We start from the raw sequence: 25477 nt of genomic DNA on the forward strand, positions 1-25477 counted from the left end.
ATTGCCGTACGGGAAGCCGCAAGGACCCCAGGCAATGGCCTTCTTCGTATGTGCACGAGGAGATCTCCATGAATCAGGGCGCCGCCCAGGGCGACGACAAGAACGGTAAGAAGGCCGGCCGCTTCATGCTGAAGCTGTCCGGAGAGGCATTCTCCGGAGGCACCGGCCTCGGAGTCGACCCGGATGTGGTGCACGCGATCGCGCGCGAGATCGCCGCGGTCGTGCGCGACGGCGCGGAGATCGCGATCGTCATCGGCGGCGGCAACTTCTTCCGTGGTGCCGAGCTCCAGCAGCGCGGCATGGACCGGGCACGCTCCGACTACATGGGCATGCTCGGAACCGTGATGAACTGCCTCGCCCTCCAGGACTTCCTGGAGAAGGAGGGCATCGACTCCCGCGTCCAGACCGCCATCACGATGGGCCAGGTCGCCGAGCCTTACATCCCGCTGCGCGCCGTGCGCCACCTGGAGAAGGGCCGCGTGGTCATCTTCGGTGCGGGCATGGGCATGCCGTACTTCTCCACCGACACCACGGCCGCCCAGCGTGCCCTGGAGATCGACGCCGAAGCCCTGCTCATGGGCAAGAACGGCGTGGACGGTGTCTACGACTCCGACCCGAAGAAGAACCCGGACGCGGTCAAGTTCGACGCGCTGGAGTACGGGGAGGTGCTGTCCCGCGATCTGAAGGTCGCCGACGCCACCGCCATCACCCTGTGCCGGGACAACAACCTTCCGATCCTCGTCTTCGAGCTGCTCGCCGAAGGCAATATCGCCCGCGCGGTGAAGGGTGAGAAGATCGGCACGCTCGTGAGCGACCAGGGCACCCGGGCCTGACCCGAACCGGGAACCACCCCGCGAGGGGACGCACCCCCCCCATGAGGGGGACGGTCCCCGCGAGGGGGATGGACAGAGCCCTGCCGGTCGTACACCGTGCAGGACACAACGCGACGACACGCAGGAGCAACTGGTGATCGAAGAGACCCTCCTCGAGGCCGAGGAAAAGATGGAGAAGGCCGTCGTGGTCGCCAAGGAGGACTTCGCCGCGATCCGCACCGGCCGTGCGCACCCGGCGATGTTCAACAAGATCGTGGCCGACTACTACGGTGTCACCACCCCGATCAATCAGCTGGCGTCGTTCTCGGTGCCGGAGCCGCGCATGGCCGTGGTGACCCCGTTCGACAAGAGCGCGCTGCGCAACATCGAGCAGGCCATCCGCGACTCGGACCTCGGCGTCAACCCGAGCAACGACGGCAGCATCATCCGGGTGGTCTTCCCGGAGCTGACGCAGGAGCGCCGCAAGGAGTTCATCAAGGTCGCCAAGGGCAAGGCCGAGGACTCCAAGATCTCCATCCGCTCCGTGCGCCGCAAGGCCAAGGAGACGATCGACAAGCTCGTCAAGGACGGCGAGGTCGGCGAGGACGACGGCCGCCGCGCGGAGAAGGAGCTCGACGACACCACCGCGAAGTACGTCGCGCAGGTCGACGAGCTGCTCAAGCACAAGGAAGCCGAGCTCCTCGAGGTCTGATGTGAACGACTCATCCTGGAGGGCCCCGGCCGGATACGGCCGACCGGGGCCCGGCCAGGGGCCTGCCCCGGCGGGTCCCGCCCACGCCCACGAGGCGCACCCGACGACACGTACGCGGCCGCTGTCCGTCGTGTCCGGGGCGCCCGCCGGCGACGACCAGGACGTTCACGGCCGGGGGATCGCTCACCCGAGCGGTCCCCCGGCGGCCGATCACCCGTACGCGGCCCCCGCCGCCCCGCACGGCCACGGTGTCCCGCAGGGAGCCGGATTCCCCGGGAATCCGGTGTTCCCCGAGGAGCCAGGGGCCGTCCGGGGAACGGGACCGGGACCGGCGTACGGACCCGCCCAGGGAACGGGCCGGGCACCGGAACAGCGCCATGGCCATGGCATGGCCCACGGCTACGGCCATGACCAGAGCCACGGCTTGGACCACGACTACGGTCACGGCCACGGCCGGAGCCACGGCGAGGAGCCGTGGTACGTCCCCGGACCGGGTTACGGCCCCGGCACCGGATACGGACCCGGGCCCGGCCACGCGCCGGGACACCGGTACGATCCGGCGCAGCCGGCACCGGCCTACGCGCACGCGTCGCCGCCCGAGCCGGATCCCGGCGAGCCGGGGTTTCACCAGCCCGCGTTCCACGACCAGACGCCGCCGGCGCACGAGCACCCGCAGGAGCCCATGTCCAGCCCCTCCCAGCCGCCGGCGGCCACGCCCCCGCCCCGGCGGCAGCCGCGGCAGAAGAAGAGCGCGGGCCGTGACCTGGGCGCGGCGATCGGAGTCGGCGTCGGCCTCGGCGCCGTCATCATCGCCTCCCTCTTCATCTGGAAGCCGGTCTTCGTCGGCGTCGTCGCCCTGGCGGTCGTCGTCGGCCTGTGGGAACTGACCTCCCGGCTGAAGGAACGCAAGGAGATCAAGGCCCCGCTGATCCCGCTCGCTGTCGGCGGCGCCGCCATGGTGGTCGCCGGATACGTGCGGGGTGCCGAAGGCGCTTGGGTGGCGACCGCCCTCACGGCACTCGCCGTCCTCGTCTGGCGGATGACCGAACCGCCCGAGGGCTATCTGAAGGACGTCACGGCGGGCGTCTTCGCCCTGTTCTACGTGCCCTTCCTGGCCACGTTCGTGACGATGCTGCTCACTCCGGACGACGGGCCGTGGCGGGTGCTGACCTTCCTGCTGCTCACCGTGGTCAGCGACACCGGCGCGTATGCGGTCGGCTGGCGCTTCGGCAAGAACAAGCTCGCCCCGCGCATCAGCCCCGGCAAGACCCGCGAGGGCCTGGCCGGCGCCATCGGCTTCACGATGGCGGCGGGCGCGCTGTGCATGGAATTCCTCATCGACGGCGGCGTCTGGTGGCAGGGCCTGCTGCTCGGCCTCGCGGTCGCGGCCAGCGCCACGCTCGGCGACCTCGGCGAGTCGATGATCAAGCGGGATCTCGGCATCAAGGACATGGGCACCCTGCTCCCCGGGCACGGCGGCATCATGGACCGGCTGGACTCGCTCCTGCCGTCGGCGCCGGTGGTGTGGCTGCTGCTCGCGCTCTTCGTGGGCACCGGCTGACGGACGACAGCGGTACGCTGGAAGGGCCTGTGGCGTGTCGCCGCGGGCCCTTCGTACTCCCCGCCACCGTGGGGACGTCGGACCTCGTCGTCTTGAGGAGACGCCCGCCGTGGCCCGTCCACTTCCCGGAGAACTGACCTTCACCGCCCCCCGCGGGGCCAAGCAGCCCCCGCGGCATCTCGCCGACCTGTCGCCCGCCGAGCGCAAGGAAGCGGTCGCCGCGATCGGCGAGAAGCCGTTCCGCGCCAAGCAGCTGTCCACCCACTACTTCGCCCGGTACGCGCACGACCCGGCCGAGTGGACCGACATCCCCGCCGCCTCCCGCGAGAAGCTGGCCGGGGAGCTGCTGCCCGACCTGATGTCGGTGGTCCGGCACGTCTCCTGCGACGACGACACCACCCGCAAGACCCTGTGGCGGCTGCACGACGGCACCCTCGTCGAGTCGGTCCTGATGCGCTACCCGGACCGGGTCACCATGTGCATCTCCTCGCAGGCCGGCTGCGGCATGAACTGCCCGTTCTGCGCCACCGGCCAGGCCGGACTCGACCGCAACCTGTCGACCGCGGAGATCGTCCACCAGATCGTCGACGGCATGCGCGCCCTGCGCGACGGCGAGGTCCCCGGCGGACCGGCCCGGCTGTCCAACATCGTCTTCATGGGCATGGGCGAGCCGCTCGCCAACTACAAGCGGGTCGTCGGCGCCATCCGCCGGCTCACCGATCCCGAGCCCGACGGCCTCGGCCTGTCGCAGCGCGGCATCACCGTCTCCACCGTCGGTCTCGTCCCGGCGATGCACCGCTTCGCCGACGAGGGCTTCAAGTGCCGCCTCGCGGTGTCGCTGCACGCGCCCGACGACGAGCTGCGCGACACCCTGGTCCCCGTCAACACCCGCTGGAAGGTCCGCGAGGTCCTCGACGCGGCCTGGGAGTACGCGGAGAAGTCCGGCCGCCGGATCTCCATCGAGTACGCGCTGATCCGCGACATCAACGACCAGGCGTGGCGCGGCGACCTGCTGGGCCGGCTGCTCAAGGGCAAGCGGGTGCACGTCAACCTCATCCCGCTGAACCCGACGCCCGGCTCGAAGTGGACCGCGTCCCGCCCCGAGGACGAGAGGGCCTTCGTCGAGGCCATCGCCGCCCACGGCGTGCCGGTCACCGTCCGCGACACCCGCGGCCAGGAGATCGACGGCGCCTGCGGACAGCTCGCCGCCTCCGAGCGCTGAGCCCGGGCCCCGGCCGCCAGGGTCCCGGCCGGTCCCGGCTGGGTCCCGGCCCGGATTCCGGCTCGGGTTCGGGCCCGGGTTCGGGCCCGGGTTCCCGCCCCGGCGGGGACCGCGCCTAGGGCGTGTGTCGAAAGTAGCTCCGTCCGCCCGGAGGGCGGGGTCTGCGGCGTCTGGTGCGTGCGATCGCAAGGCGGAGGATCATCCTCGTACTGGGCGTACTTGGATGACTCCGACAACGCAGCGAGCGTGCGTGCCAGGCGTCGTGGGCCAGGAGGGACTTTCGAAACACGCCCTAGTACGCTGGGTTCGAACACATCTGCATATTCCGACAGGGGAGCGCCACAGCGCTGAGAGTGCGGTGACCGGCCGTCGGCCGGGGGACCGCAGACCCTCTGAACCTCGCCCAGGTCATTCTGGGTAGGAAGTTCGGACGAGACTCGAGCTGTTGCGCCCTGCCCGCGCCCGGATCCCCGGAGCGGGCAGGGCCGCGTCTCTTCCTGGTCACACCCAGGAGGAAAACCAGTGCACACCAAGATGAGCAGCGGGAAGCTGGCCGCCGTCGCGCTCGTGAGCGCGCTCGGGGTCACCACCCTCGCCGCGTGCGGCGGGAACACCGCCGCGGACGGGTCCGGTACGGGCGGGAAGACGGCCGGCAAGACCGTCACGCTCGTCAGTCACGACTCCTTCAGCGCCTCCAAGGAGGTGCTCGCCGCGTTCACGAAGCAGACCGGCTACACGGTCAAGGTCCTCAAGAGCGGCGACGCCGGCGCGGCCGTCAACAAGGAGATCCTCACCAAGGGCTCCCCGCAGGGCGACGTCTTCTTCGGCGTCGACAACACCCTGCTGTCCCGCGCCCTCGACAACGGCATCTTCACCCCGTACGAGGCCAAGGGCCTGGACCGGATCCCCGGCGCGCTCCAGCTCGACAAGGCGGAGCACCGGGTCACCCCGATCGACACCGGCGACGTCTGCGTCAACTACGACAAGGCGTACTTCGAGGGCCGAAAGCTCGCGCCGCCGAAGACCTTCGACGACCTGGCGAAGCCCGCGTACAAGGACCTGCTCGTCATCGAGAACCCCGAGCGGTCCTCCCCGGGCCTCGGCTTCTTGCTCGGCACCGCCGCCCGCTACGGCGACGACGGCTGGGCCGACTACTGGAAGAAGCTCAAGGCCAACGGCGTGAAGACGGTCGACAGCTGGGAGCTCGCCTACAACCAGGAGTTCTCCGGCTCCGCCGGCGGCAAGAAGGCCAAGGGCGACCGACCGCTCGTCGTCTCCTACGCCTCCTCCCCGCCGGTCGAGGTGCTGTACGCCGACCCGCGGCCGAAGACCGCGCCGACCGGGGTGTCCACCGGCACCTGCTTCCGGCAGACCGAGTTCGCGGGGCTGCTCCAGGGGGCGCGCAACCCTGAGGGCGGCAAGGCGCTCCTGGACTTCCTGATCTCGAAGAAGTTCCAGGACGACATGCCGCTCCAGATGTTCGTCAACCCCGTCGCCAAGGACGCGACGCTGCCCGCCCTGTTCACCGAGCACGGCGCGGTCGTCGACAAGCCGGAGACGATGGACCCGAAGAAGATCGCCGACCATCGCGACCCGTGGATTCAGCAGTGGACCTCGCTCGTCCTGAAGTAACCCCGAAGAGCCCAAAGGGCCCGGAGACATCCGGGGCGTCCGAGGCTCCCCTCACCCCCACCGCCCCGGCGCCCCCGGGGCGCGGGGGCAACGCGGCGCGGCTCGGGCTGATGCTGCTGCCCGTCGCGTTCTTCGCGCTGTTCTTCGCCTGGCCCGTCGCCTCCATCGTGGGGCGCGGGCTCCGGCCGGACGGCGCGTGGGCGTTCGGCGGGTTCGGCGAGACGCTGACCCGGCCCGAGATCCTCGACGTGCTGTGGTTCACGCTGTGGCAGGCCGTCGCCTCGACAGCGCTCACCCTGCTCGTCGCGCTGCCCGGCGCGTATGTGTTCGCACGGCTCGAATTCCCCGGCAAGCGGCTTTTGCGCGCCGTCGTCACCGTGCCGTTCGTGCTGCCGACCGTGATGGTGGGGACGGCGTTCCTCGCCCTGGCCGGCCGGCGCGGACTGCTCGACGAACTGTGGGGTCTGCGGCTCGACAACGGGGTGTGGGCGATCCTCCTCGCCCATGTCTTCTTCAACTACGCGGTCGTCGTCCGCACCGTCGGCGGCCTGTGGGCGCAGCTCGACCCGCGCCAGGAGGAGGCCGCGCGGGTCCTCGGCGCGTCCCGGTTCGGGGCCTGGCGGAGGGTGACCCTGCCCGCGCTCGGACCGGCCGTCGCCTCCGCCGCGCTCATGGTGTTCCTGTTCACGGCGAGTTCCTTCGGCATCGTGCAGATCCTCGGCGGCCCCGCGTACTCGACGCTGGAGACCGAGATCTACCGGCAGACGGCCGACCGGCTCCAGCTGTCCACGGCCGCCGTTCTCACCCTCGTGCAGTTCGCGGCCGTCGGCACGATCCTCGCCGTGCACGCCCGGATGGTGCGGCGCCGGGAGACCGCGCTGCGGCTGGTCCCGGCGGAGCGGACCGCGCGCCGGCCGCGCGGCGCCGGACAGCGTGCGCTGCTCGGCGGCGTCCTGCTGTCGGTGGCGCTGCTGATCCTCGCCCCGCTCGCCGTCCTCGTCGAGCGTTCCTTCGCCACCCCGGACGGGTACGGGCTCGACTACTACCGGGCGCTCCAGTCCGTCGACGACAGCGGCACCTTCCTCGTGCCGATGACCGACACTCTCGTCAACTCCCTCCAGTACGCGCTCGCCGCGACCGCGATTGCCGTCGTCATCGGCGGTCTCGCCGCCGCCGCGCTCACCCGGCGCGGCTCCGGGCGGCTGGTGCGCGGCTTCGACGCGCTGCTGATGCTGCCGCTCGGGGTGTCCGCCGTGACCGTCGGCTTCGGATTCCTCATCACCCTGGATGAGCCGCCGCTGGATCTGCGGGCCAGCTGGATCCTCGTGCCGCTCGCGCAGGCCCTGGTGGGGGTGCCGTTCGTCGTACGGATCATGCTGCCGGTGCTGCGGGCCGTGGACGACCGGCTGCGGGAGGCCGCCGCCGTGCTCGGGGCGTCGCCGTGGCGGGCGTGGCGCGAGGTCGATCTGCCGCTGGTGCGGCGGGCGCTGCTGATCGCCGCCGGGTTCGCGTTCGCCGTGTCGCTCGGCGAGTTCGGCGCGACGGTGTTCATCGCCCGCCCCGACAATCCGACCCTGCCGGTCGCCGTGGCCCGGCTGCTCGGCCGGCCCGGCGACCTCAACTACGGCCAGGCCATGGCCCTTTCGACGATCCTGATGGTGGTGTGCGCGGTGTCCCTGCTGCTGCTCGAACGGCTGCGCTCCGACCGGACGACGGGGGAGTTCTGATGCTGACGCTCGCCGGTGCGACGGTACGGTTCGGCGGCCGGGCCGTCCTCGACGCGGTCGACCTGGAGGTTGCCGAGCACGAGATCGTGTGTGTGCTCGGGCCCAGCGGCAGCGGCAAGTCGACCCTGCTGCGGGCCGTCGCGGGACTCCAGCCGCTGGACGGCGGGCGGGTCCTGCTCGGCGGCGCCGACCAGACGGCGGTGCCCACGCACCGGCGCGGTGTGGGCCTGATGTTCCAGGACCACCAGCTGTTCCCGCAGCGCGACGTCGCCGGCAATGTCGCCTTCGGGCTGCGGATGCGCGGTGTGGCGAAGGGAGAACAGGCCGCCCGGGTCGAGGAGTTGCTCGACCTCGTCGGCCTGCCCGGCGCCGGCCGGCGCGCCGTGTCCGCGCTCTCCGGCGGCGAACAGCAGCGTGTGGCCCTCGCCCGTGCCCTCGCCCCCCGCCCGCGGCTGCTCATGCTCGACGAGCCGCTCGGCCAGCTCGACCGAGGTCTGCGCGAACGGCTGGTGGTCGAACTGCGCGCGCTCTTCGGTACGTTGGGGACGACCGTGCTCGCCGTCACCCATGACCAGGGCGAGGCGTTCGCGCTCGCCGACCGGATCGTCGTCATGCGCGACGGACGGATCGCCCAGTCCGGCACCCCGCTCGACGTCTGGCGGGCCCCGGCGGACGAGTTCGTCGCCCGCTTCCTCGGCTTCGACAACATCGTCCCCGCCACGGTCACCGGCGCCGCCGCCGACACGGTCTGGGGCAAGATCCCCGTCCCCGACGGCTCCCCACAGGGCGAACGGCACCTCCTCGTCCGCCCCGCCGGCGTCCGCCTCGCCCCGCCCGGCGACGGCCTCGCCTGCCGGGTCACCGCCCGCACCTTCCGGGGCACCCGGGTCGCCGTCACCCTCCGGCCGGCCGAAGGCCCGCCGCTGGAGGCCGAGTTCGGCCTGCGGGACGCGCCGGACCAAGGTGCGGAGGCGGGCGTGGTGTTCGAGGCGGAGGACGTGGTGGTTCTCGGCGGGTGACGGACGGGCGCCGGGTGCTACCGCCAGGAGCGCGTCGACCGAAGCGCGTCGTACAGCGCGCGCAGCCAAGGCTGTCGGACCTCCGGCAGCCGGGACAGCGTGCGAAAGAACACGCCGTAGTCGATGGCGAAGAGCCACCCGGGGCGGTCGGGCACCGGGTAGTCGTCACGCAGCACCCCGCCCGGCAGGACGCCCGTCGCGGGCAGCGGCGAGGTTTCCCCCGGCAGCGCGAGGCAGGCCCAGACGCCGTCGGGCAGCGGTACGGGCAGTGCGCCGCCGGCGGCGTCGGGCGCGCCGGCCGGGACGAGCGCGATGTCCAGGTTCCCGTCGGCCGGCACTCCCGGGCCGGCCACCCCCACCCGGCGCACGGGCCCGTCCGCCGGGAGCAGCGCCTCGACCGCTCGCGCGAACATCAGCTCGGCGTACCCGCCCGGAAGTTCCACCCGGTCGCCCCCGGACGCGACCAGCAGGTGGGCCAGTGCCGCTCCCGCCGCCGCCGACCAGCGGTCGCTCCACCCGCCACCGGGGTCCTCCGGCAGGAGAGGGGTGAAGACGGGGGCCGGGGCGGGGCGTCCGGTCGGCACCCGGCGTACCGCGTCCGGTTCCATCCAGACCGCCTGCCACATTCCGCAGTCGTCCTCCCGGGACGCCACCAGGGATCCGCACGCGGCGCACGCCATGTTCGGCTTCTCCCCGGCGCACATCCCCAGGCACGAGTCGCCGGAGTGCTCGGGTATCAGCACGGTGCCGCGGGTGTCGCCCGGTGCGATCACGATCCGGCCCGCCGGGCCGAACGACAGCGAGAAGACCGGCGCGAAGACCCCCTGGGCCGCGGCGTCCGCCTCCTCGATGTCCGCCCAGAGACGGTAAGGAGGGCCCGACGGCAGGGGATCCACGGCGTACGTTCCCGGCTCCATCAGCGGCGGCATGGCATCGTGCCCGTAACTGCCATGGGCCTCCGGCGGAAGCGGGACCCGTGCGACCGGCGCTGTCAGCTCGGCCCCGCACTTCGTACACACGAACACATCCATCGCCGTGGATTCTGCCCCGCGCGGGATTTTCCGCTGACGCGGGCCCTACCTCCGCAGCGGCGCCGCCGCCAGCGTCCCCACCAGCCACGTCAGCGGGACGAAGACCGCGAGCAGCACACCCGCCCGCAGCAGCGCCGTCGTCCGCAGCATCGAGGGCGGGGCGCCGAGGCGGAGCAGGGCGGCGGTGGTGCGGGCGCGGGAGCGGCGGGATTCGAGAGCCGCGGTCACCAGGGTCGCCGTGGTGCAGCCGACGACCACCACCGCGCCCAGCCAGGTGAGCGGGCCGAAGGCCGCCCCGCCGTAGTACGCGGCCGCCGCCACCCCGGCCGAGCCGACCGCGCTCAGGATCCCGAGCGGGCGGCCGACGCGGAGGGCCTCGGTCATCAGGACGCGTCCGGCGAGCAGCCGTACCGCGCCCGGGCGGAGCGTCTGGAGCAGCCGGCCGCACCCGTGGACGAGTGCGGGGCCCGTCATGGCCAGGCCGATCGCCGTGAGGAACCAGCCGATGAACACGCCGCCGTCGTCGCCGCGCGCCGCGTACGTCTCCACGGCGAGCCCGCCGGTGAGCAGCGCCACACCCCAGGGCAGTTGGGCGGTGGCGGAGCGGCCGGTAGCGGGGGGCACGGGCCGGTTCGGGCGGAGCGCGAGGCCGGCCGCGGTGGCGGCGGTCAGGGGGACGAGGGCGAGCAGGGTGAGCGCGGCGGCCAGTGGCATCGGTTTGCCCGCGGCGAGCAGTCCGGACGCGGCGCCGTCGAAGGGGAGGCCGGTGATGTCGCCGCGCAGATGCAGGAACAGAAGGAGGGCCAGCAGGGAGCCGAGGGTGCAGGAGACGGCCGTGGAGGTGGCGGCGACCGCGGTGAGCCGGGCGGGGCCGAGACCGATCGCGGACAGGCCGGGCCGGGGCCGGGTGCTCGGGTCGGTACGGGCCACGGCCACCGCCAGCTGCGTGGTGGCGACGAGCGGAGGCAGGCACCACAGCAGCCGCAGCGCGGCGTCCGAGGAGCGGGCGGGGTGGCCGACCGCGTACCCGAGGGCGCACAGCAGCAGGAAACCGACGCCCGCGGCGGCGGTGGCGACCAGCAGACGGCGCAACTGGACGAGCGGGTGGGCCCCGCGGACTAGACGGAGAGCGAGCACGCGGTGACGCCCTCCGCCCCGTTGGCCGGTGCCGGGGAGCCGACCCGCCGTCCGTCGCGGAGCGCGAGCGTACGGTCGGCGAGGGCGGCGACGCCGAGGTCGTGGGTCGCCAGGAGCACGGTGATGCCGTGCGTGCGGGCCGCGGCGGTGAGGGTACGCAGCACCTGCGCGGCGTCGCCGCTGTACAGGGTGGCGGTCGGCTCGTCCGCGAACAGTACGTCGGGGGTGGTGATCAGGGCCCGGGCGGTGGCGATCCGCTGGCACTGAGCGGGGGTGAGGGCGTGCGGGCGGCTGCGGGCCGAGGCGCCGATGTCGAGGCGCTCCAGCCATTCGGCCGCGGCGGTCTTGGCGGCGCGGCGGGGGACACCGCGCAGCATCAGCGGCAGGGCGGTGTTCTCCCAGGCGGTGAGTTCGGGCACGAGGCCGGGTTCGGTGCCGATCCAGCCGAAGCGGTCCCGGTGGAGCCGGTCGCGCTGGACCCGGTTCATGGTGTGCACGGGCACGCTGTTGAACCAGATCTCGCCCTCCTGGGTGACCTGCTGCCCGGACAGGCAGCGCAGCAGGGTGGTCTTGCCGCTGCCGCGCGGTCCGACGACGGCGAGGATCTCGCCCTCGCGCACGTTGACGCTGACGCCGGTGAGCACATCTGTCGCGCCCTGGCGTCCGCCCAGGGTGCAGCGCAGGGAACGCGCCCAGAGCACGTCGTTGTCCGGTGGGGCCATCGTGTACACCTCGATGTCGGAGCCAGTCGGTGCCGGTCTGCGCCGGCCGGTGCCGTGGGTGGGCACCCCCCCGGTACGGGGAACGACCGGGCGGGCCGGTGGGTCACCGGGGTGGGGAGCACCCCGGGTCCGGGCCCCGGGCCAGGGCACCGCTTCGCACCGTAGGGACTGGGATCGGGTGGTACGGACAGCACGCGGCCCGGACCCGCCGTCATCCACTCGGATGGCGGCAGGTCCGGGCCGGGGTGTCACGCCGTGAGGGCGGCGTGGCGCGCGTGGGGACCGAGGCGAGCCCGGTCCGGGACCGTCGCTTACAGCTTGGTCCAGGCCTCCGTCAGCGTGGCGCGGAGGATCTGCTCGATCTCGTCGAACGTCGACTGGTCCGAGATGAGCGGCGGGGCCAGCTGGATGACCGGGTCGCCGCGGTCGTCGGCACGGCAGTACAGACCGTTCTCGAAGAGCGCCTTGGAGAGGAAGCCGTACAGGACGCGCTCGGTCTCCTCCGCGTTGAAGGACTCCTTGGTGTTCTTGTCCTTCACCAGCTCGATGCCGTAGAAGAAGCCGTTGCCGCGGACGTCGCCGACGATCGGCAGGTCGTGCAGCTTCTGCAGCGTGGAGAGGAAGTTGCCCTCGTTGTCGAGGACGTGCTGGTTCAGCTTCTCCCGCTCGAACAGGTCGAGGTTGGCGAGGCCGACCGCGGCGGAGACCGGGTGGCCGCCGAAGGTGTAGCCGTGCAGGAAGGTGTTGTCGCCCTTGTAGAACGGCTCGGCGAGCCGGTCGGAGACGATGCACGCGCCGATCGGGGAGTAGCCCGAGGTCATGCCCTTCGCGCAGGTGATCATGTCCGGCACGTAGCCGAACTTGTCGCAGGCGAAGGTGGTGCCGAGGCGGCCGAAGGCGCAGATGACCTCGTCGGAGACGAGCAGCACATCGTACTTGTCGCAGATCTCGCGGACCCGCTGGAAGTACCCGGGCGGCGGCGGGAAGCAGCCGCCGGCGTTCTGCACCGGCTCCAGGAAGACGGCGGCGACGGTGTCGGGGCCCTCGAACAGGATCTCCTGCTCGATCTGGTCGGCGGCCCAGCGGCCGAAGGCCTCCGGGTCGTCGCCGAACAGCGGCGCGCGGTAGATGTTGGTGTTCGGCACCTTGTGCGCGCCGGGGACCAGCGGCTCGAAGGGGGCCTTCAGACCGGGCAGACCGGTGATGGACAGGGCGCCCTGCGGGGTGCCGTGGTAGGCGACCGCACGCGAGATGACCTTGTACTTGGTGGGCTTGCCCACCAGCTTGAAGTACTGCTTGGCGAGCTTCCACGCGGTCTCGACGGCCTCGCCGCCACCGGTGGTGAAGAAGACCTTGTTGAGGTCGCCCGGGGCCTCGTGGGCGAGGCGCTCGGCCAGCTCGACGGCCTTGGGGTGGGCGTACGACCACACCGGGAAGAACGCGAGCTCCTCGGCCTGCTTGCGCGCGACCTCGGCCAGCTCCTTGCGGCCGTGGCCGGCCTGCACCACGAACAGGCCGGCGAGGCCGTCGAGGTACTTCTTGCCCTTGTCGTCGAAGATGTAGGTGCCCTCACCGCGGACGATGGTGGGGACGGGGTTGTTCTCGTACGACGACATGCGGGTGAAGTGCATCCACAGGTGGTCGTAGGCGGACTTGGAGAGATCGCTGCGGGAGTTGCTCACGGCTATCGGGTTCCCCACATATAGGTCTGCTTCTTGAGCTTCAGGTAGACGAAGCTCTCGGTGGAGCGCACCCCGGGGAGGGTGCGGATGCGTCTGTTGATCACATCCAGGAGGTGGTCGTCGTCCTCGCAGACGATCTCCACCATCAGGTCGAACGAGCCCGCGGTCATCACCACGTACTGGCATTCGGCCATGGCCGTCAGCGCCTCGGCAACCGGATCCAGGTCACCCTCGACGTGAACGCCGACCATCGCCTGCCGCCGGAATCCCACGGTGAGCGGGTCGGTGACGGCGACGATCTGCATGACGTTCTGGTCGAGCAGCTTCTGAACGCGCTGCCGTACGGCGGCCTCGGACAGGCCCACGGCCTTGCCTATGGCGGCGTACGGACGGCGGCCGTCCTCCTGGAGCTGTTCGATGATCGCCAGGGAGACGGCATCGATCGTCGGGGACGAACCGGTTCCGGTTCTCGAGTCTGCGCTACGACTGGCCACGTCCTCACTGTGCACCGAACCGTGCGGTCTGGCAACCCCAAACTGATGTAATCCGTTGTCTTGAGGGTCATCAGACACTGAATCCGTAGGTGCTGGGCGTTAGGCCTGTTGAAAGCGACAGTGGACCGACTAGGCTTCGTCCATCTCGCCCAACGGGACACCGCACGAAGGCGTGCGGGGTACGGAACGTGACAGGAGGGGTGGCCAGTGACCACCGAGCTGCGCCGGCTGCGTAACTACATCAACGGGGAGTTCCGGGACGCGGCGGACGGCCGCACCATCGAGGTGACCAACCCCGCCACCGGCGAGGTGTACGCCACCTCCCCGCTGTCCGGCCAGGCCGACGTCGACGCCGCCATGGAGGCCGCCGCGGCCGCCTTCCCCGCCTGGCGCGACACCACGCCCGCCGAGCGCCAGAAGGTCCTGCTGAAGATCGCGGACGCCTTCGAGGAGCGCGCCAACGAACTCGTCGCCGCCGAGGTCGAGAACACCGGCAAGCCGGTCGCCCTCACCGCGAGCGACGAAGTACCGCCGATGGTGGACCAGATCCGCTTCTTCGCGGGTGCCGCCCGGATGCTGGAGGGCCGCTCCGCCGGCGAGTACATGGAGGGCATGACCTCCATCATCCGCCGCGAGCCGGTCGGTGTCTGCGCGCAGGTCGCGCCGTGGAACTACCCGATGATGATGGCCGTGTGGAAGTTCGCCCCGGCGCTCGCCGCGGGCAACACCGTCGTCCTCAAGCCCTCGGACACCACCCCCGCCTCGACGGTCCTCATCGCCGAGATCATCGGGAAGATCGTGCCCAAGGGCGTCTTCAACGTCATCTGCGGCGACCGCGAGACCGGCCGCGCCATGGTCGAGCACCCGACCCCGGCGATGGCCTCCATCACCGGCTCGGTCCGGGCCGGCATGCAGGTCGCCGAGTCGGCGGCCAAGGACGTCAAGCGCGTCCACCTGGAGCTGGGCGGCAAGGCCCCGGTCGTGGTCTTCGAGGACACCGACATCGCCAAGGCCGTCGAGGACATCTCCGTCGCCGGCTTCTTCAACGCCGGCCAGGACTGCACCGCCGCCACCCGCGTGCTCGTCCACGAGTCCATCCACGACGAGTTCGTCGCCGCCCTCGCCAAGGCCGCCGCCGAGACGAAGACCGGGCAGCCGGACGACGAGGACGTGCTCTACGGCCCGCTGAACAACGCGAACCAGCTGAAGCAGGTCACCGGCTTCATCGAGCGCCTCCCCGCCCACGCCAAGGTCGAGGCGGGCGGCCACCGGGTCGGCGACAAGGGCTACTTCTTCGCCCCGACCGTCGTCTCCGGCCTCAGGCAGGACGATGAGATCGTCCAGAACGAGGTCTTCGGCCCGGTCATCACGGTCCAGTCCTTCACTGACGAGGCCCAGGCCCTGGAGTTCGCCAACGGCGTCGAGTACGCCCTGGCCTCCTCCGTGTGGACCAAGGACCACGCGCGCGCCATGCGCATGTCCAAGGCCCTCGACTTCGGCTGTGTGTGGATCAACACCCACATCCCGCTCGTCGCCGAGATGCCGCACGGCGGATTCAAGAAGTCCGGTTACGGTAAGGACCTGTCGGCCTACGGCTTCGACGACTACACGCGCATCAAGCACGTCATGACGTCGCTCGGCTGAGCCGACCCCCCTCCCCAGGCCCCGCCTGGGATCTCTGCCCCCGCGGCCCCGACACCTTGATCGACAGGGTGTCGGGGCCGCGCCCTTCGAGTCGACGGAGCGTCCATTGCCCCGCCTCGGCACCCGCCGTGAAGCTGTCCGCGTGACAGCGACCCTCAGGAAGACCATGCCCCGCCGCGCCCTGCTGCGGGGGATCGGCGGTACCGGTGCCGCGGCGCTCCTCGCCGGCTGCGGAGTGCCCCCGGCGTACGTCGCACCGGCCGACCGGGCCGGACGCGACCTGTCCGCCCGGGACCGGGTGCTGACCTTCGCCAACTGGCCCCTCTACATCGACACCGACGACAAGAACACGTCGAAGCGGCCCACCCTGGACGCCTTCACCAAGCGCACCGGGATCTCCGTCCAGTACAAGGAGGAGATCAACGACAACGACGAGTTCTTCGGCAAGATCAGCCCCGCGCTGATGAACCACCAGGAGACCGGTCGCGACATCGTCGTCATCAGCGACTGGATGGCCGCCCGCTTCGTCCGCCTCGGCTGGGTCCAGGAGATGGACCGGGCGAAGCAGCCCAACGTCGCGAAGTACCTGGACCCGCTGTTGCGGGGGCCCGCCTTCGACCGGGGCCGTGCCCACTCGGTGCCCTGGCAGTCCGGGATCACCGGCATCGCGTACAACCGCAAGAAGCTCGGCCGGGAGATACGTTCCACCCAGGACCTGTGGGCGGCCGACCTGCGCGGCAAGGTCACCCTGCTGTCCGGGCTCGACGAGTCCTTCGCGTTGCTCATGCTGGGCGACGGCGCCGATGTCACCCGCTGGACCGGCGACGACTTCGACCGGCTGTGCGACCGGATCGAGAAGCTCGTCCACACGAAGCACATCCGGCGCTTCACCGGCAACGACTACATCAAGGACCTGTCGACCGGCGACGTGCTCGCCTGCCAGGCCTACTCCGGCGACATCATCCAGCTCCAGGCCGACAACCCCGACATCGAGTTCGTCGTGCCCGAGGAGGGCGCCGAACTGTGGGCGGAGTCGATGATGATCCCCAACCTGGCGCAGCACAAGGCCAGCGCCGAGGCGCTGATCGACTACTACTACGAGCCCGAGGTCGCCGCCGAACTGGCCGCCTGGGTCAACTATGTGTGCCCCGTGCCCGCCGCCCGGGACGTCCTCGCCGACTCCGGCGACGAGGAACTGGCCGCGCTCGCCGAGGATCCGCTGATCTTCCCCGACGACACCATGCGCAAGCGGCTGGCGATCGCCCGGGACATCACGGCCGAGGAGCGGGCCGTGTTCGCCAAGCGGTGGAACTCGATCGTCGGGCTGTGAGCTTCGAGGTCTTCGTGACGCGCCTCGCGGACGGGGCGGCCGCGCCGCTCGACCGGGCCGTCGTGTGCGAGGTGCTCGACCCGTTCACGGTGGCCCGGGACGGGGAGTCGCTCGTCGTGCGGACACCGGACGGCGGGGAGGCCGACGTGCGGGTGCGCGCCGACTGCGTCACCTTCCACCGGTTCGGCGGCGCCGGCGTCATGGACCTGCTCTCCGTACTCCTTGACCGCCTGGGCGCCGTCCTGATCGTGCCCGGCGGTCCGTTCCTCGTCCACCGGGAGGGTGACGCCGCCCAAGTCGCCACGGACATGCGGGAGTCGAGTGGATGGCCGGTCGTGGTCGCGCCCGGTGGGGCGGCCCTGGAGCGGGGGATGCGCGGGGCGCCGTGAGCGGAGGCGCGGGGTGATCGCCCGGTGTGCGACCGCCGTCCCGCACGACGCGGTACGAAAGATCGCCACCTGCTTTTGAACACGTTCATGAAAGGCGTACGCTGCCTTCATGAGCGACACGAACGGGCCTCGGGCCCTTCTCACGCGCATCCGCGTCTGGCTGGTCGTCTTCATCGTCTGTCTGGTGCTCAGCGGGGCCACCGCGTTCCCGCTGGTCACCGAACTCCGCCTGGTCGACGAGGCGTTGACCTCGTGGGCCGCCCCGCTCGGCGACGCCTTCCCCGGTCTCGCCGAGTGGATCGCCCGCGTCCGTACGGGCATCGAGGGAACCGACACCGAAGCCCCCTACATGCTGTACGGCACCGACTGGCTGGCCTTCGCCCACCTCGTCATCGCCGTCGCCTTCTACGGCCCCTACCGCGACCCCGTCCGCAATATCTGGATCATCGAGTTCGGCATGATCGCCTGCGTCGGCGTCATCCCGCTCGCCCTGATCTGCGGACCGGTCCGCGGCATCCCCTTCTGGTGGTCGGTCATCGACATGTCGTTCGGCGTGTTCGGCATCCTGCCGCTGCTCGTCGTACGCCGTCAGATCAAGCGCCTCGAAGCGCTGACCGGCCCCGCCGTCACGACGACGGCGCACCGAACGTCGCCAGCATGAGACCCATCGCCACCCGGTTCACGTCCTGGCCCTTCGCGTCCGTGGAGTTGACGCTGTAGACCAGGGTCCGCTCGCCGTGGCGGGTCGAGGCGATGGCCGTGTTGTAGCCCCAGCGGCCACCGGTCTTGCCCCACACCTCGCGCCCGCCCAGGACCTTCATCGACAGGCCGGCGGAGAACGCCGCCGGCTCGCCGGACGTGTGGTCCGCCACCTTCGGCAGGGTGAACATCTCCTCCAGGAGCGGCCCGCGCACCACCCGGCCCGCGAACAGGGCCCGGGTGAAACGCTCCAGATCGGCCGTCGTCGAGATCAGATCCCCGGCCGCCCAGCCGTCCGTCGGGCTCCACACCGTCACGTCCCGCAGTCCCTCGGTCCCGTCCTCCAGCCGCATCGTCTGGTAGCCGTGGTTGTGCGGCCCCTTGATCAGCGGGCTGGTGCCCGGGGAGTAGGTGTTCCGCAGTCCGAGTGGGTGCAGGACGCGGGCCGCCAGCTGGTGCTCGTACGAGTCGCCCGTCACCCGCTCCACGATCAGGGCGGCGATCGTGTAGCCGATGTTCAGATAGTGCTGCTCCGTGCCGGGCGCGAACTCGCGCGGCTGCGCGGTCGCCGACCGCACCATGGCACGCGGGTCGCGGATCTCCAGCCGGTTCGCGTACCACTCCTCGACGGTGTCGCCGGGCGTCCGGGCCGCCGGGATGCCATGGGTGTGGTTGAGGAGCTGGCGTACCGTCACCGTCCCGTAGCTCGCGGGGATCAGGTCCGGGAGGTACGCGCGGGCCGGGCGGTCCAGGTCGATCCGGCCCTCGGACGCCAGCTGGAGGACCACCGCCGCCGTGAACACCTTCGTCACCGAACCGGCCCGGAAGCGGGCGTCCGGGTCGGCCGCGCGGCCCGACTCCAGGTCGTGGACCCCCGCCGAGCCCCGCCAGACACCCTCGGTGCCGCCGACCCGGACCAGCGCGGCCGTCGCGTCCTTCGACGGCAGTCCGGCGATCACCTTCGCGAGCACCGGCCCGGCGGGGTCCGACACCTGGGCGCCGAGGGCGGTGGCGGCGGGAGCGGGACCGGCGGCCGAGGCGGGGAAGGCCACTGGGCCGGCGGCGATGCCCACGGCCACGGCCGCGGCGAGCAGGGTGCGGATTCGGATGCCACGCATGAAGGTCAACTCCTGAAGGGAAAGCCGTCGTTGTCGATGGCTCCATCCTGTCGACCGGCCGCGTCGAGCGGATCGCCCGCACCGGCGGTCCTCACCGCCCTACCGGCTCGCCCGCCCGGGGGAGGAACCCGCGCCCCCGCCTCCCCCCGCCGGGGGAGCACCCGCCGTGACCAGGCCCGTCTCGTACGCGCAGATCACCGCCTGGATCCGGTCCCGCAGCCCCAACTTGGCCAGCACCTGGCCCACATGCGTCTTCACCGTGTGGCCGCTGACCGTCAGCTCCGCCGCGATCTCCGCGTTCGACAGCCCCCGCGCGAGCAGCACCAGCGTCTCCCGCTCCCGCGCGGTCAGCACCGACAGGCGCTCGTCCTCCCGTCCCGGCCCGCCCCGTCGGGGAGCCGCCGCCGTGTACTGCTCCACCAGCCGCCGGGCCACCGACGGCGCGAGCAGCGACTCGCCCGCCGCGACCACCCGGACCGCGTGCACCAGATCGTCCCGCCGCACGTCCTTCAGCAGGAACCCGCTGGCCCCCGCGTGCAGCGCCTCGTACACATACGCGTCGGTGTCGAAGGTCGTCAGCATCACCGTCCGGCAGTCCGTCTCCGAGCTGATCGCCCGGCAGGCCTCGATGCCGTCCATCCGGGGCATCCGGATGTCGAGCAGCGCCACGTCCGGGCGCAGCCGCCGCACCGCCGCCAGCGCCTCCCCTCCGTCCCCGACCTCCGCGACGACCTCGATGTCCTCCTGCGTGCCGAGGATGAGCGCGAACCCGCTGCGCACCAGCTCCTGGTCGTCCGCCACCACCACCCGGACCGTCATCCCGCCTCCAAAGGAAGAACCACCCGCACCTCGAACCCCCGCCCGTCCGGCCCCGGACCGGCCGCCGCCCAGCCGCCGTGCGCCGCCGCCCGCTCGCGCACCCCGGTCAGGCCGTGCCCGCCGGACGCCTCGCCGCCGCGCGGCCCGCGCCCGTCGTCCGTCACCCGCACCGCGAGGTCCTTCGGCCCGTAAACGAGCCGCACCTGAACCGACCGGGCCCGGGCGTGCTTGACCACATTGGTCAGCGCCTCCTGGACGATCCGGAACACGGTCGCCTCCAGCGCCGCCGGCAGCGGCCGCTCGGCGCCCTTTGCCGCGTACCGCACGTCGAGACCGCCGCCCCGTACCCGCGCGAGCAGCTCCGGCAGTTCGCCCAGCCCCGGCTGCGGCGCACGCGGCGGCACGGCGGGCGAGGCGGCTCCGTCCCGCGGCTCCTCGCGCAACACGCCCAGCATGCTCCGCAGTTGGACCATCGCGTCCCGGCCCGCCGACGAGATCGCCTCGAACGCCGCCTCCGCGCGCTCGGGCGCCACCCGTACCGCCACCGGGCCCGCCTCCGCCTGCACGATCATCAGGCTCACCGCGTGCGACAGGATGTCGTGCATCTCCCGTGCGATCCGGGCCCGTTCACGGGCGGTCGCCCGCTCCGCCGCCGCCCGCTGCTCCCGCTGCCGCGCGTCCGCGAGACGGCCGAACGCGTAGGCCGCCCCGAACACGAAGAGGGAGAAGGTCAGTTCACGCAGCTCCTGGGTGTTGAGCCACACCGACACCGGCACCGCGAGCGTGACGATCAGCGCCGCCGCGTACCGCACGCGGGGCGGCGACAGCATGGCGATCGTGTACAGGCAGACCAGGACCGTGTACGGCAGCGGCTGCCCCGGCCCGTCCAGCGCGAGCCGGTAGAGCCCGCTCGCCGCCAGGACCGCGACGAGCACCGTGAACGGCGCCCGCCGCCGCCAGATCAGCGGCACGGCAGTCAGCGCGGTCAGCCCGTACGCCGGCCAGGTCGCCGGCGGCAGTTCGGGCGGGCGCGGCACCACGAACGGCATCGTCAGCGCCGCCTGTACGAGCAGCGCGATCCCGGCGTCCAGCGCCCACGGATGCGCCGCGCCCCACGCGGCGAGCCTCCGCCGCATCCCGGACGGGCCCCCCGGGCCCCACAGTCCGGAAAGGCACCGCGGGGCCCGTATCGCCCACCCGGCCCGGCCCCGTTCCTCCCGCCCGCTCTGTCCCCGCTGTTCCCGCCCGCCCCGGCCCTGCTCCGTCCCCCCGTCGCGCATTACGGCTTGCGGCCCACCGCGCCGTACTGCGCCACGTCCGCCGCCTTCGGCGCGCCCCAGCGCGCGCACGACACCAGGCCCGGCTCCAGCAGGTCGAGACCCTCGAAGAAGGAGGCGACGTCAGCCCGGCCGCGGGCCTTGATCGGCGGGGTCGCGTTGGCGTTCCAGAACGCCATCGCCGCCGCGTTCGCCTCGCCGCCCACCTCGGGGTCCTCCGTCGGATGCGTCAGCGCGAGATAGCTGCCCGAGGGCACCGCCGCCATCACCGTCCGCACGATCGAGCGCGCCTCGTCCGTGTCCGGGACGAAGTTGAGGATGCCCAGCATCAGCACCGCGACCGGCCGGGAGAAGTCCAGCGTCCCGCTCGCCGCCTCGATGATCCCTTGCGGGGCGCGGGCGTCGGCGTCCACGTACTCCGTGGCTCCCTCGGCCGACCCGGTCAGCAGCGCCCGCGCGTGCGTCAGCACGATCGGGTCGTTGTCGACGTAGACGATCCGGGAGTCCGGAGCCACCCGCTGGGCCACCTCGTGGGTGTTGTCGGCGGTCGGCAGTCCCGTGCCGATGTCGAGGAACTGGCGCACCCCGGCCTCGGCGGCGAGATGGGTCACCACCCGCCCCAGGAACGCCCGGTCCGCACGCGCCACCGCGCCGATGCTCGGGTGCAGCGAGGTCACCTGGTCGCCGACCGCCCGGTCCACCGGATAGTTGTCCTTGCCGCCCAGCCAGTAGTTCCATACGCGGGCGTTGTGCGCGATGTCGGTGCGGATCCCGTCGTTCATGTGCGGCCCTTTCGCAGTACGGCGGCGAGCGCGTCGACCCGATTGGTGGTGATCGAATCGACCCCGTTCATGATCAGCTTACGCATGCTCCGTTTCGTGTCCGGAGTCCACACCGAGACCAGCAACCCGTCCCGGTGCACCCGGGCGACCAGGTCCGGACCGGCCAGCCCGAAACGGTAGTTGAGCCATTTCGGACGCAGCGCGTCGAGCAGCACCGGGCGCGGCGGGGCGAGCGAATTCCAGGTCAGCGCGATCTCGGCGCCCCGCTCCACCGCCCGCACCCGCAGCATCGCCGCGCCGCCCGCGCAGTACGCCACCCGCTCGCGCGCCCCGCACTCGGCGACCGTGCCGGCGACCGCGCGGACCGTCCGCTCGTCGCCGCCCGGCAGATCGAGCAGCAGCCGCCGCTCCCCGGCGGCGGCCAGCGCCGCGCGCAGCGTCGGCACCCCGCCGCCGGTCAGCTCCGCCAGCTCGTCCGCCGTGACCGAGTCCAGCGGCCGGTCGTGCCCCCACAGCCGCTTCAAGGTCGTGTCGTGCAGCAGCACCGGGACACCGTCCCGGGTCAGCCGGACATCGACCTCCACGGTGTCCGCGCCGCGGGCGAAGGCGGAACGGACCGAGGCGAGGGTGTTCTCACGGGCGCGGTACGGATCACCGCGATGACCTACGACAGTGACGGGCTGCATACCCCTCATTGTGCGGGTCCGCCCCGGCAGCGCGACGGGCCCGCCCGGAGATCCGGACGGGCCCGCGCTTCCCGCGTGTTCCTCGGTATCGCCTTGTACGGCTACCGGCCCGCGAGCCACGTCTCCGTGTACGTGTCGATCTCCCCGGCCAGCCGCGCCTTGCCGGCCTCGTCCAGGAACGACGCCTCCACCGCGTTCTTCGCCAGCGCGCCGACCCCCCGCTCGTCCAGCTCCAGAAGCCGGGCGGCGACCGCGTACTCGTTGTTCAGGTCCGTACCGAACATCGGCGGGTCGTCGCTGTTGATGGTGACGAGCACCCCGGCGTCCACCATCCGCCGCAGCGGATGGTTCTCCATCCGGTCCACGGCGCGCGTCGCGATGTTCGACGTCGGGCACACCTCCAGCGCGATCCGCTGGTCCGCCAGATACGCGAGCAGCTCCGGGTCCCGGGCCGCGCTCGTACCGTGACCGATCCGCTCCGCGCCCAGCAGCCGCACCGCGTCCCAGACCGTCTCCGGCCCGGTCGTCTCGCCCGCGTGCGGCACCGACCGCAGCCCCTCCGCCCGCGCGCGGTCGAAGAACGGCTTGAACTGCGGGCGCGGCACACCGATCTCCGGGCCGCCGAGCCCGAAGGACACCAGGCCCTCCGGCCGCCGGTCCAGCGCGAGCCGCGCCGTCTCCTCCGCCGACGCCAGGCCCGCCTCGCCCGGGATGTCGAAGCACCAGCGCAGCAGGACACCCAGCTCGGTCTCGGCCGCCTTGCGGGCGTCCTCGATCGCCTCCATGAACGCGAACTCGTCGATCCCGCGCCGCACCGAGCTGTACGGGGTGATGGTCAGCTCCGCGTAGCGGATGTTCTGCCGCGCCATGTCCCGGGCCACCTCGAACGTCAGCAGCCGGACGTCCTCCGGAGTGCGGACCAGGTCCACCACCGACAGGTACACGTCGATGAAGTGCGCGAAGTCCGTGAACGTGAAGTACTCGCGCAGCGCCTCCGGATCCGCCGGGACCCGCGAGTCCGCGTGGCGGGCCGCCAGCTCGGCCACGATCCGGGGGGACGCGGAGCCCACGTGGTGCACGTGCAGCTCGGCCTTCGGGAGCCCGGCGATGAAGGAAGAGAGGTCGGTCATCGGATCATCCTAGGCCGTGCCTTCAAACTGCCTCCCCCAGAGCTTCGCCTGGGAGGTACCCCCACCGTGCGACGCCTGGCACGCACGCTCGCTGCGTTGTCGAATTCATCCAAGTACACCCAGTACGAGGATGATCCTCCGCCTTGCGATGCTGCTCGGCATCCGAAGGGCGAATCAAAGTGCCGAGACGGAGCGAGCGAAGCGAGCGCAGTGCACCAGACGCCGCACGGCCCGGCCTCCGCCCGAACGACGGCAGTTTGAAGGCACGGCCTGGGCCGGACAGGGGACTCGGCGCCGGACACGTAGCATGACGGGACCACGATGGGGGAGGCCCATGTCCGAGAACAACGACACTCCGGTGGACCCGTGGGCTCCGCCGAACCGCGACGGTGTCGAACTGAACAAGCCCGCCGGCCCGCCCGCGCAGGACATATCCGGCCAGCCGGCGCCGGGTACGTCCGGCCCGCCGGCGGTGCACGACCAGCAGACCATGGCCTCGGGGGTGGAGCTTCCGCCGCCGCCCGTGGCACCGGGCGGGAGCTACGGCTACCCGGCCGCCGCCACCACGCCGCCGCCGGCCGGGACGACCCCGCCCGGAGGAACGACTCCGCCGGGCGCGCCCACCGGATACGGCTACCCGGCGCCGCCGCCCGCGTACCCGGGCGCCGGCTACGGGACGACGCCCGGCTACCCGGCGTACGGCAACCAGCCCGGCTGGGGGCCCGCACCCTCCAACGGCCAGGGCACGGCCTCGATGGTGCTCGGCATCATCGCGGTCGCCGGCTTCTGCTTCTGGGGCCTCGGCCTCGTGCTCGGCGTCCTGGCCCTGATCTTCGGCATCCTCGGCCTCAAGAAGGCCAAGCGCGGTGAGGCGACGAACCGCGGCATGGCGATCGCGGGCATCGTGCTCGGTTCGATCGGCGCCCTGCTCAGCGCCCTGTTCCTCGCCGCGATGATCTTCTCGCTCACGACCTACGACTTCTCGGAGGTCGACTCGGAGCAGGGGGAGCCGACGGAGGTCGTGCTCCAGGTCGAGCGCTGAGCACCGGCGTACCCCGGTACGCGACGACGCGCTGACCGACTGACTGACCGCTGACTGGCAGACGGACGCGCGGGGCGGCCTTCCCACCCCGCGCGTCCGTCGTCGCGTCAGTCCGTCGTCGTCCGTCGTCGCATCCGGGGTCTCACTCCAGCCGCTCCCGCGCCTCCATCAGCGCGAAGCCCAGCAGATTCAGCCCCCGCCACCGCTCCGGGTCCCTCGCCCGCGGATCGTCGGCGGCCAGGCCGATGCCCCAGATCCGGTCCAGGGGGCTGGCCTCCACCAGGACCCGCTTCCCGGTGCCCACCAGGAACGCGCGCAGCGCCGGGTCCGAGCCGAACTTGTGCGTGCTGCCCGCCACCACGATGCCGAAGCGCTCCCGCTCCCAGACGGTGCCCTCGAAGCCGCGCACCAGCCGGCCCGCCTTCTTCGCCTCGGCGGGGGTACGGGCGGCCAGCGCCGCCTCCTCCGCTTCACGATCCCCGAAAAGCCTCGCCTTTTCGGCCATCATCCAATGCTCGGCCGTGGCATAGCGCACGCCGTCGACCACGAACGGTGACGGCCACCATTGACTGAGGCAACTCGGCCCCAACTCGCCGTCGGGGCGCGGGCGATGGCCCCAGAAATGCAGCCATTTGACCCGGTCGCCGCCCGCTTCCATGGCGCTGACCTGCTCCTTCAGTTCCTCAAGGGCTTTCATGCACGTCACTCTCGCAGGCGCCACTGACACTCCGTCCGGCAATTGCCTGCCGTTCTCGACACTTTGGTCGACAGATTCCGTCGAGTAACCAAAAGGCAACAACGGAATCCCTT

24 protein-coding genes and 1 riboswitch are annotated in these 25477 nt (G+C 71.8%); of the genes, 12 read left to right on the top strand and 12 right to left on the bottom strand.

Translation table 11 applies throughout. The annotated features are described in order from the left end of the window. Positions 1 to 68: 68 nt before the first annotated feature. The 7 genes from pyrH to ACGFRB_RS10420 all read left to right on the top strand — a co-directional run bounded on the left by pyrH (position 69) and on the right by ACGFRB_RS10420 (position 8685). Positions 69 to 833 (top strand): UMP kinase, encoded by a 765-nt coding sequence (gene pyrH / locus ACGFRB_RS10390; RefSeq protein WP_363000871.1) that lies wholly within the window; start codon positions 69 to 71, stop codon positions 831 to 833. A gap of 133 nt (positions 834 to 966) precedes the next feature. Further along, entirely contained in the window at positions 967 to 1524 is a 558-nt protein-coding gene (gene frr / locus ACGFRB_RS10395) for a ribosome recycling factor (protein WP_393241427.1), read from the top strand. A 388-nt stretch (positions 1525 to 1912) separates the two neighbouring features. Next, on the top strand, positions 1913 to 3085 hold the full coding sequence (locus ACGFRB_RS10400; protein ID WP_393241430.1) for a phosphatidate cytidylyltransferase: 1173 nt from the start codon (positions 1913 to 1915) through the stop codon (positions 3083 to 3085). A 109-nt stretch (positions 3086 to 3194) separates the two neighbouring features. Further along, positions 3195 to 4307 carry a 23S rRNA (adenine(2503)-C(2))-methyltransferase RlmN gene (rlmN, locus tag ACGFRB_RS10405; protein ID WP_361224641.1) on the top strand — a complete coding sequence of 371 codons (1113 nt, stop codon included), beginning with the start codon at positions 3195 to 3197 and terminating at the stop codon, positions 4305 to 4307. A 320-nt stretch (positions 4308 to 4627) separates the two neighbouring features. Further along, positions 4628 to 4749, top strand: a riboswitch (TPP riboswitch). A gap of 92 nt (positions 4750 to 4841) precedes the next feature. Further along, positions 4842 to 5939 (top strand): thiamine ABC transporter substrate binding subunit, encoded by a 1098-nt coding sequence (locus ACGFRB_RS10410; RefSeq protein WP_393241584.1) that lies wholly within the window; start codon positions 4842 to 4844, stop codon positions 5937 to 5939. A gap of 110 nt (positions 5940 to 6049) precedes the next feature. Further along, positions 6050 to 7666 carry an ABC transporter permease gene (locus ACGFRB_RS10415; RefSeq protein ID WP_393241434.1) on the top strand — a complete coding sequence of 539 codons (1617 nt, stop codon included), beginning with the start codon at positions 6050 to 6052 and terminating at the stop codon, positions 7664 to 7666. Next, a complete protein-coding gene (locus tag ACGFRB_RS10420; protein WP_393241437.1) occupies positions 7666 to 8685 on the top strand; it encodes an ABC transporter ATP-binding protein in 1020 nt (339 codons plus the stop codon). The genes ACGFRB_RS10415 and ACGFRB_RS10420 overlap by 1 nt, the downstream gene beginning before the upstream one ends. 17 nt (positions 8686 to 8702) lie before the next feature. Here the strand turns inward: ACGFRB_RS10420 and ACGFRB_RS10425 are convergent, their stop codons facing one another. The 5 genes from ACGFRB_RS10425 to ACGFRB_RS10445 all read right to left on the bottom strand — a co-directional run bounded on the left by ACGFRB_RS10425 (position 8703) and on the right by ACGFRB_RS10445 (position 13766). After that, positions 8703 to 9716 (bottom strand): hypothetical protein, encoded by a 1014-nt coding sequence (locus tag ACGFRB_RS10425; RefSeq protein WP_393241440.1) that lies wholly within the window; start codon positions 9714 to 9716, stop codon positions 8703 to 8705. A gap of 45 nt (positions 9717 to 9761) precedes the next feature. Further along, positions 9762 to 10853, bottom strand: coding sequence for a hypothetical protein (locus ACGFRB_RS10430; RefSeq protein ID WP_393241443.1), 1092 nt, complete (start codon positions 10851 to 10853; stop codon positions 9762 to 9764). Further along, the gene (locus tag ACGFRB_RS10435) at positions 10835 to 11575 is read right to left on the bottom strand and encodes an ABC transporter ATP-binding protein (protein WP_393241446.1); all 741 of its coding nucleotides are present in this window, start codon (positions 11573 to 11575) and stop codon (positions 10835 to 10837) included. Before ACGFRB_RS10435 ends, ACGFRB_RS10430 begins: the two co-directional genes overlap by 19 nt. A gap of 311 nt (positions 11576 to 11886) precedes the next feature. After that, positions 11887 to 13275 carry an aspartate aminotransferase family protein gene (locus ACGFRB_RS10440; RefSeq protein ID WP_363000858.1) on the bottom strand — a complete coding sequence of 463 codons (1389 nt, stop codon included), beginning with the start codon at positions 13273 to 13275 and terminating at the stop codon, positions 11887 to 11889. Next, positions 13260 to 13766, bottom strand: coding sequence for an Lrp/AsnC family transcriptional regulator (locus tag ACGFRB_RS10445; RefSeq protein ID WP_361225065.1), 507 nt, complete (start codon positions 13764 to 13766; stop codon positions 13260 to 13262). The genes ACGFRB_RS10440 and ACGFRB_RS10445 overlap by 16 nt, the downstream gene beginning before the upstream one ends. A gap of 192 nt (positions 13767 to 13958) precedes the next feature. Here ACGFRB_RS10445 and ACGFRB_RS10450 point away from each other — a divergent pair, with 192 nt between their 5' ends. From ACGFRB_RS10450 to ACGFRB_RS10465, 4 genes are all read left to right on the top strand, one after another. Then, positions 13959 to 15395 (top strand): gamma-aminobutyraldehyde dehydrogenase, encoded by a 1437-nt coding sequence (locus ACGFRB_RS10450; protein WP_393241450.1) that lies wholly within the window; start codon positions 13959 to 13961, stop codon positions 15393 to 15395. A 166-nt stretch (positions 15396 to 15561) separates the two neighbouring features. Then, positions 15562 to 16725 carry a spermidine/putrescine ABC transporter substrate-binding protein gene (locus ACGFRB_RS10455; protein ID WP_393241587.1) on the top strand — a complete coding sequence of 388 codons (1164 nt, stop codon included), beginning with the start codon at positions 15562 to 15564 and terminating at the stop codon, positions 16723 to 16725. After that, positions 16722 to 17114, top strand: a complete 393-nt coding sequence (locus ACGFRB_RS10460) for a hypothetical protein (protein WP_393241453.1) — start codon at positions 16722 to 16724, stop codon at positions 17112 to 17114. Before ACGFRB_RS10455 ends, ACGFRB_RS10460 begins: the two co-directional genes overlap by 4 nt. A 109-nt stretch (positions 17115 to 17223) precedes the next feature. Continuing rightward, positions 17224 to 17775 carry a hypothetical protein gene (locus tag ACGFRB_RS10465; RefSeq protein WP_393241456.1) on the top strand — a complete coding sequence of 184 codons (552 nt, stop codon included), beginning with the start codon at positions 17224 to 17226 and terminating at the stop codon, positions 17773 to 17775. Here ACGFRB_RS10465 and ACGFRB_RS10470 read toward each other — a convergent pair. From ACGFRB_RS10470 to ACGFRB_RS10495, 6 genes are all read right to left on the bottom strand, one after another. Then, positions 17741 to 18931 carry a serine hydrolase domain-containing protein gene (locus ACGFRB_RS10470; RefSeq protein ID WP_393241459.1) on the bottom strand — a complete coding sequence of 397 codons (1191 nt, stop codon included), beginning with the start codon at positions 18929 to 18931 and terminating at the stop codon, positions 17741 to 17743. The genes ACGFRB_RS10465 and ACGFRB_RS10470 overlap by 35 nt on opposite strands. A 99-nt stretch (positions 18932 to 19030) precedes the next feature. Then, entirely contained in the window at positions 19031 to 19750 is a 720-nt protein-coding gene (locus tag ACGFRB_RS10475; RefSeq protein WP_393241462.1) for a response regulator, read from the bottom strand. Continuing rightward, positions 19747 to 20886 (bottom strand): sensor histidine kinase, encoded by a 1140-nt coding sequence (locus tag ACGFRB_RS10480; protein ID WP_393241464.1) that lies wholly within the window; start codon positions 20884 to 20886, stop codon positions 19747 to 19749. The genes ACGFRB_RS10475 and ACGFRB_RS10480 overlap by 4 nt, the downstream gene beginning before the upstream one ends. 143 nt (positions 20887 to 21029) lie before the next feature. Then, positions 21030 to 21809 carry an SAM-dependent methyltransferase gene (locus ACGFRB_RS10485; protein WP_393241467.1) on the bottom strand — a complete coding sequence of 260 codons (780 nt, stop codon included), beginning with the start codon at positions 21807 to 21809 and terminating at the stop codon, positions 21030 to 21032. Then, positions 21806 to 22495 carry a glycerophosphodiester phosphodiesterase gene (locus ACGFRB_RS10490; protein WP_393241470.1) on the bottom strand — a complete coding sequence of 230 codons (690 nt, stop codon included), beginning with the start codon at positions 22493 to 22495 and terminating at the stop codon, positions 21806 to 21808. Before ACGFRB_RS10490 ends, ACGFRB_RS10485 begins: the two co-directional genes overlap by 4 nt. Before the next feature lie 101 nt (positions 22496 to 22596). After that, a complete protein-coding gene (locus ACGFRB_RS10495) occupies positions 22597 to 23625 on the bottom strand; it encodes an adenosine deaminase (protein ID WP_393241473.1) in 1029 nt (342 codons plus the stop codon). A gap of 334 nt (positions 23626 to 23959) precedes the next feature. Here ACGFRB_RS10495 and ACGFRB_RS10500 point away from each other — a divergent pair, with 334 nt between their 5' ends. Continuing rightward, positions 23960 to 24667 (top strand): DUF4190 domain-containing protein, encoded by a 708-nt coding sequence (locus tag ACGFRB_RS10500; protein WP_393241476.1) that lies wholly within the window; start codon positions 23960 to 23962, stop codon positions 24665 to 24667. A 142-nt stretch (positions 24668 to 24809) separates the two neighbouring features. Here ACGFRB_RS10500 and ACGFRB_RS10505 read toward each other — a convergent pair whose 3' ends face one another. Then, positions 24810 to 25364: an NADAR family protein gene (locus ACGFRB_RS10505; RefSeq protein WP_393241479.1), complete on the bottom strand. Its 555-nt coding sequence runs from the start codon at positions 25362 to 25364 to the stop codon at positions 24810 to 24812. Positions 25365 to 25477 lie beyond the last annotated feature (113 nt).

The organism is Streptomyces sp. NPDC048718 (assembly GCF_043198875.1).
Lineage (GTDB): Bacteria > Actinomycetota > Actinomycetes > Streptomycetales > Streptomycetaceae > Streptomyces.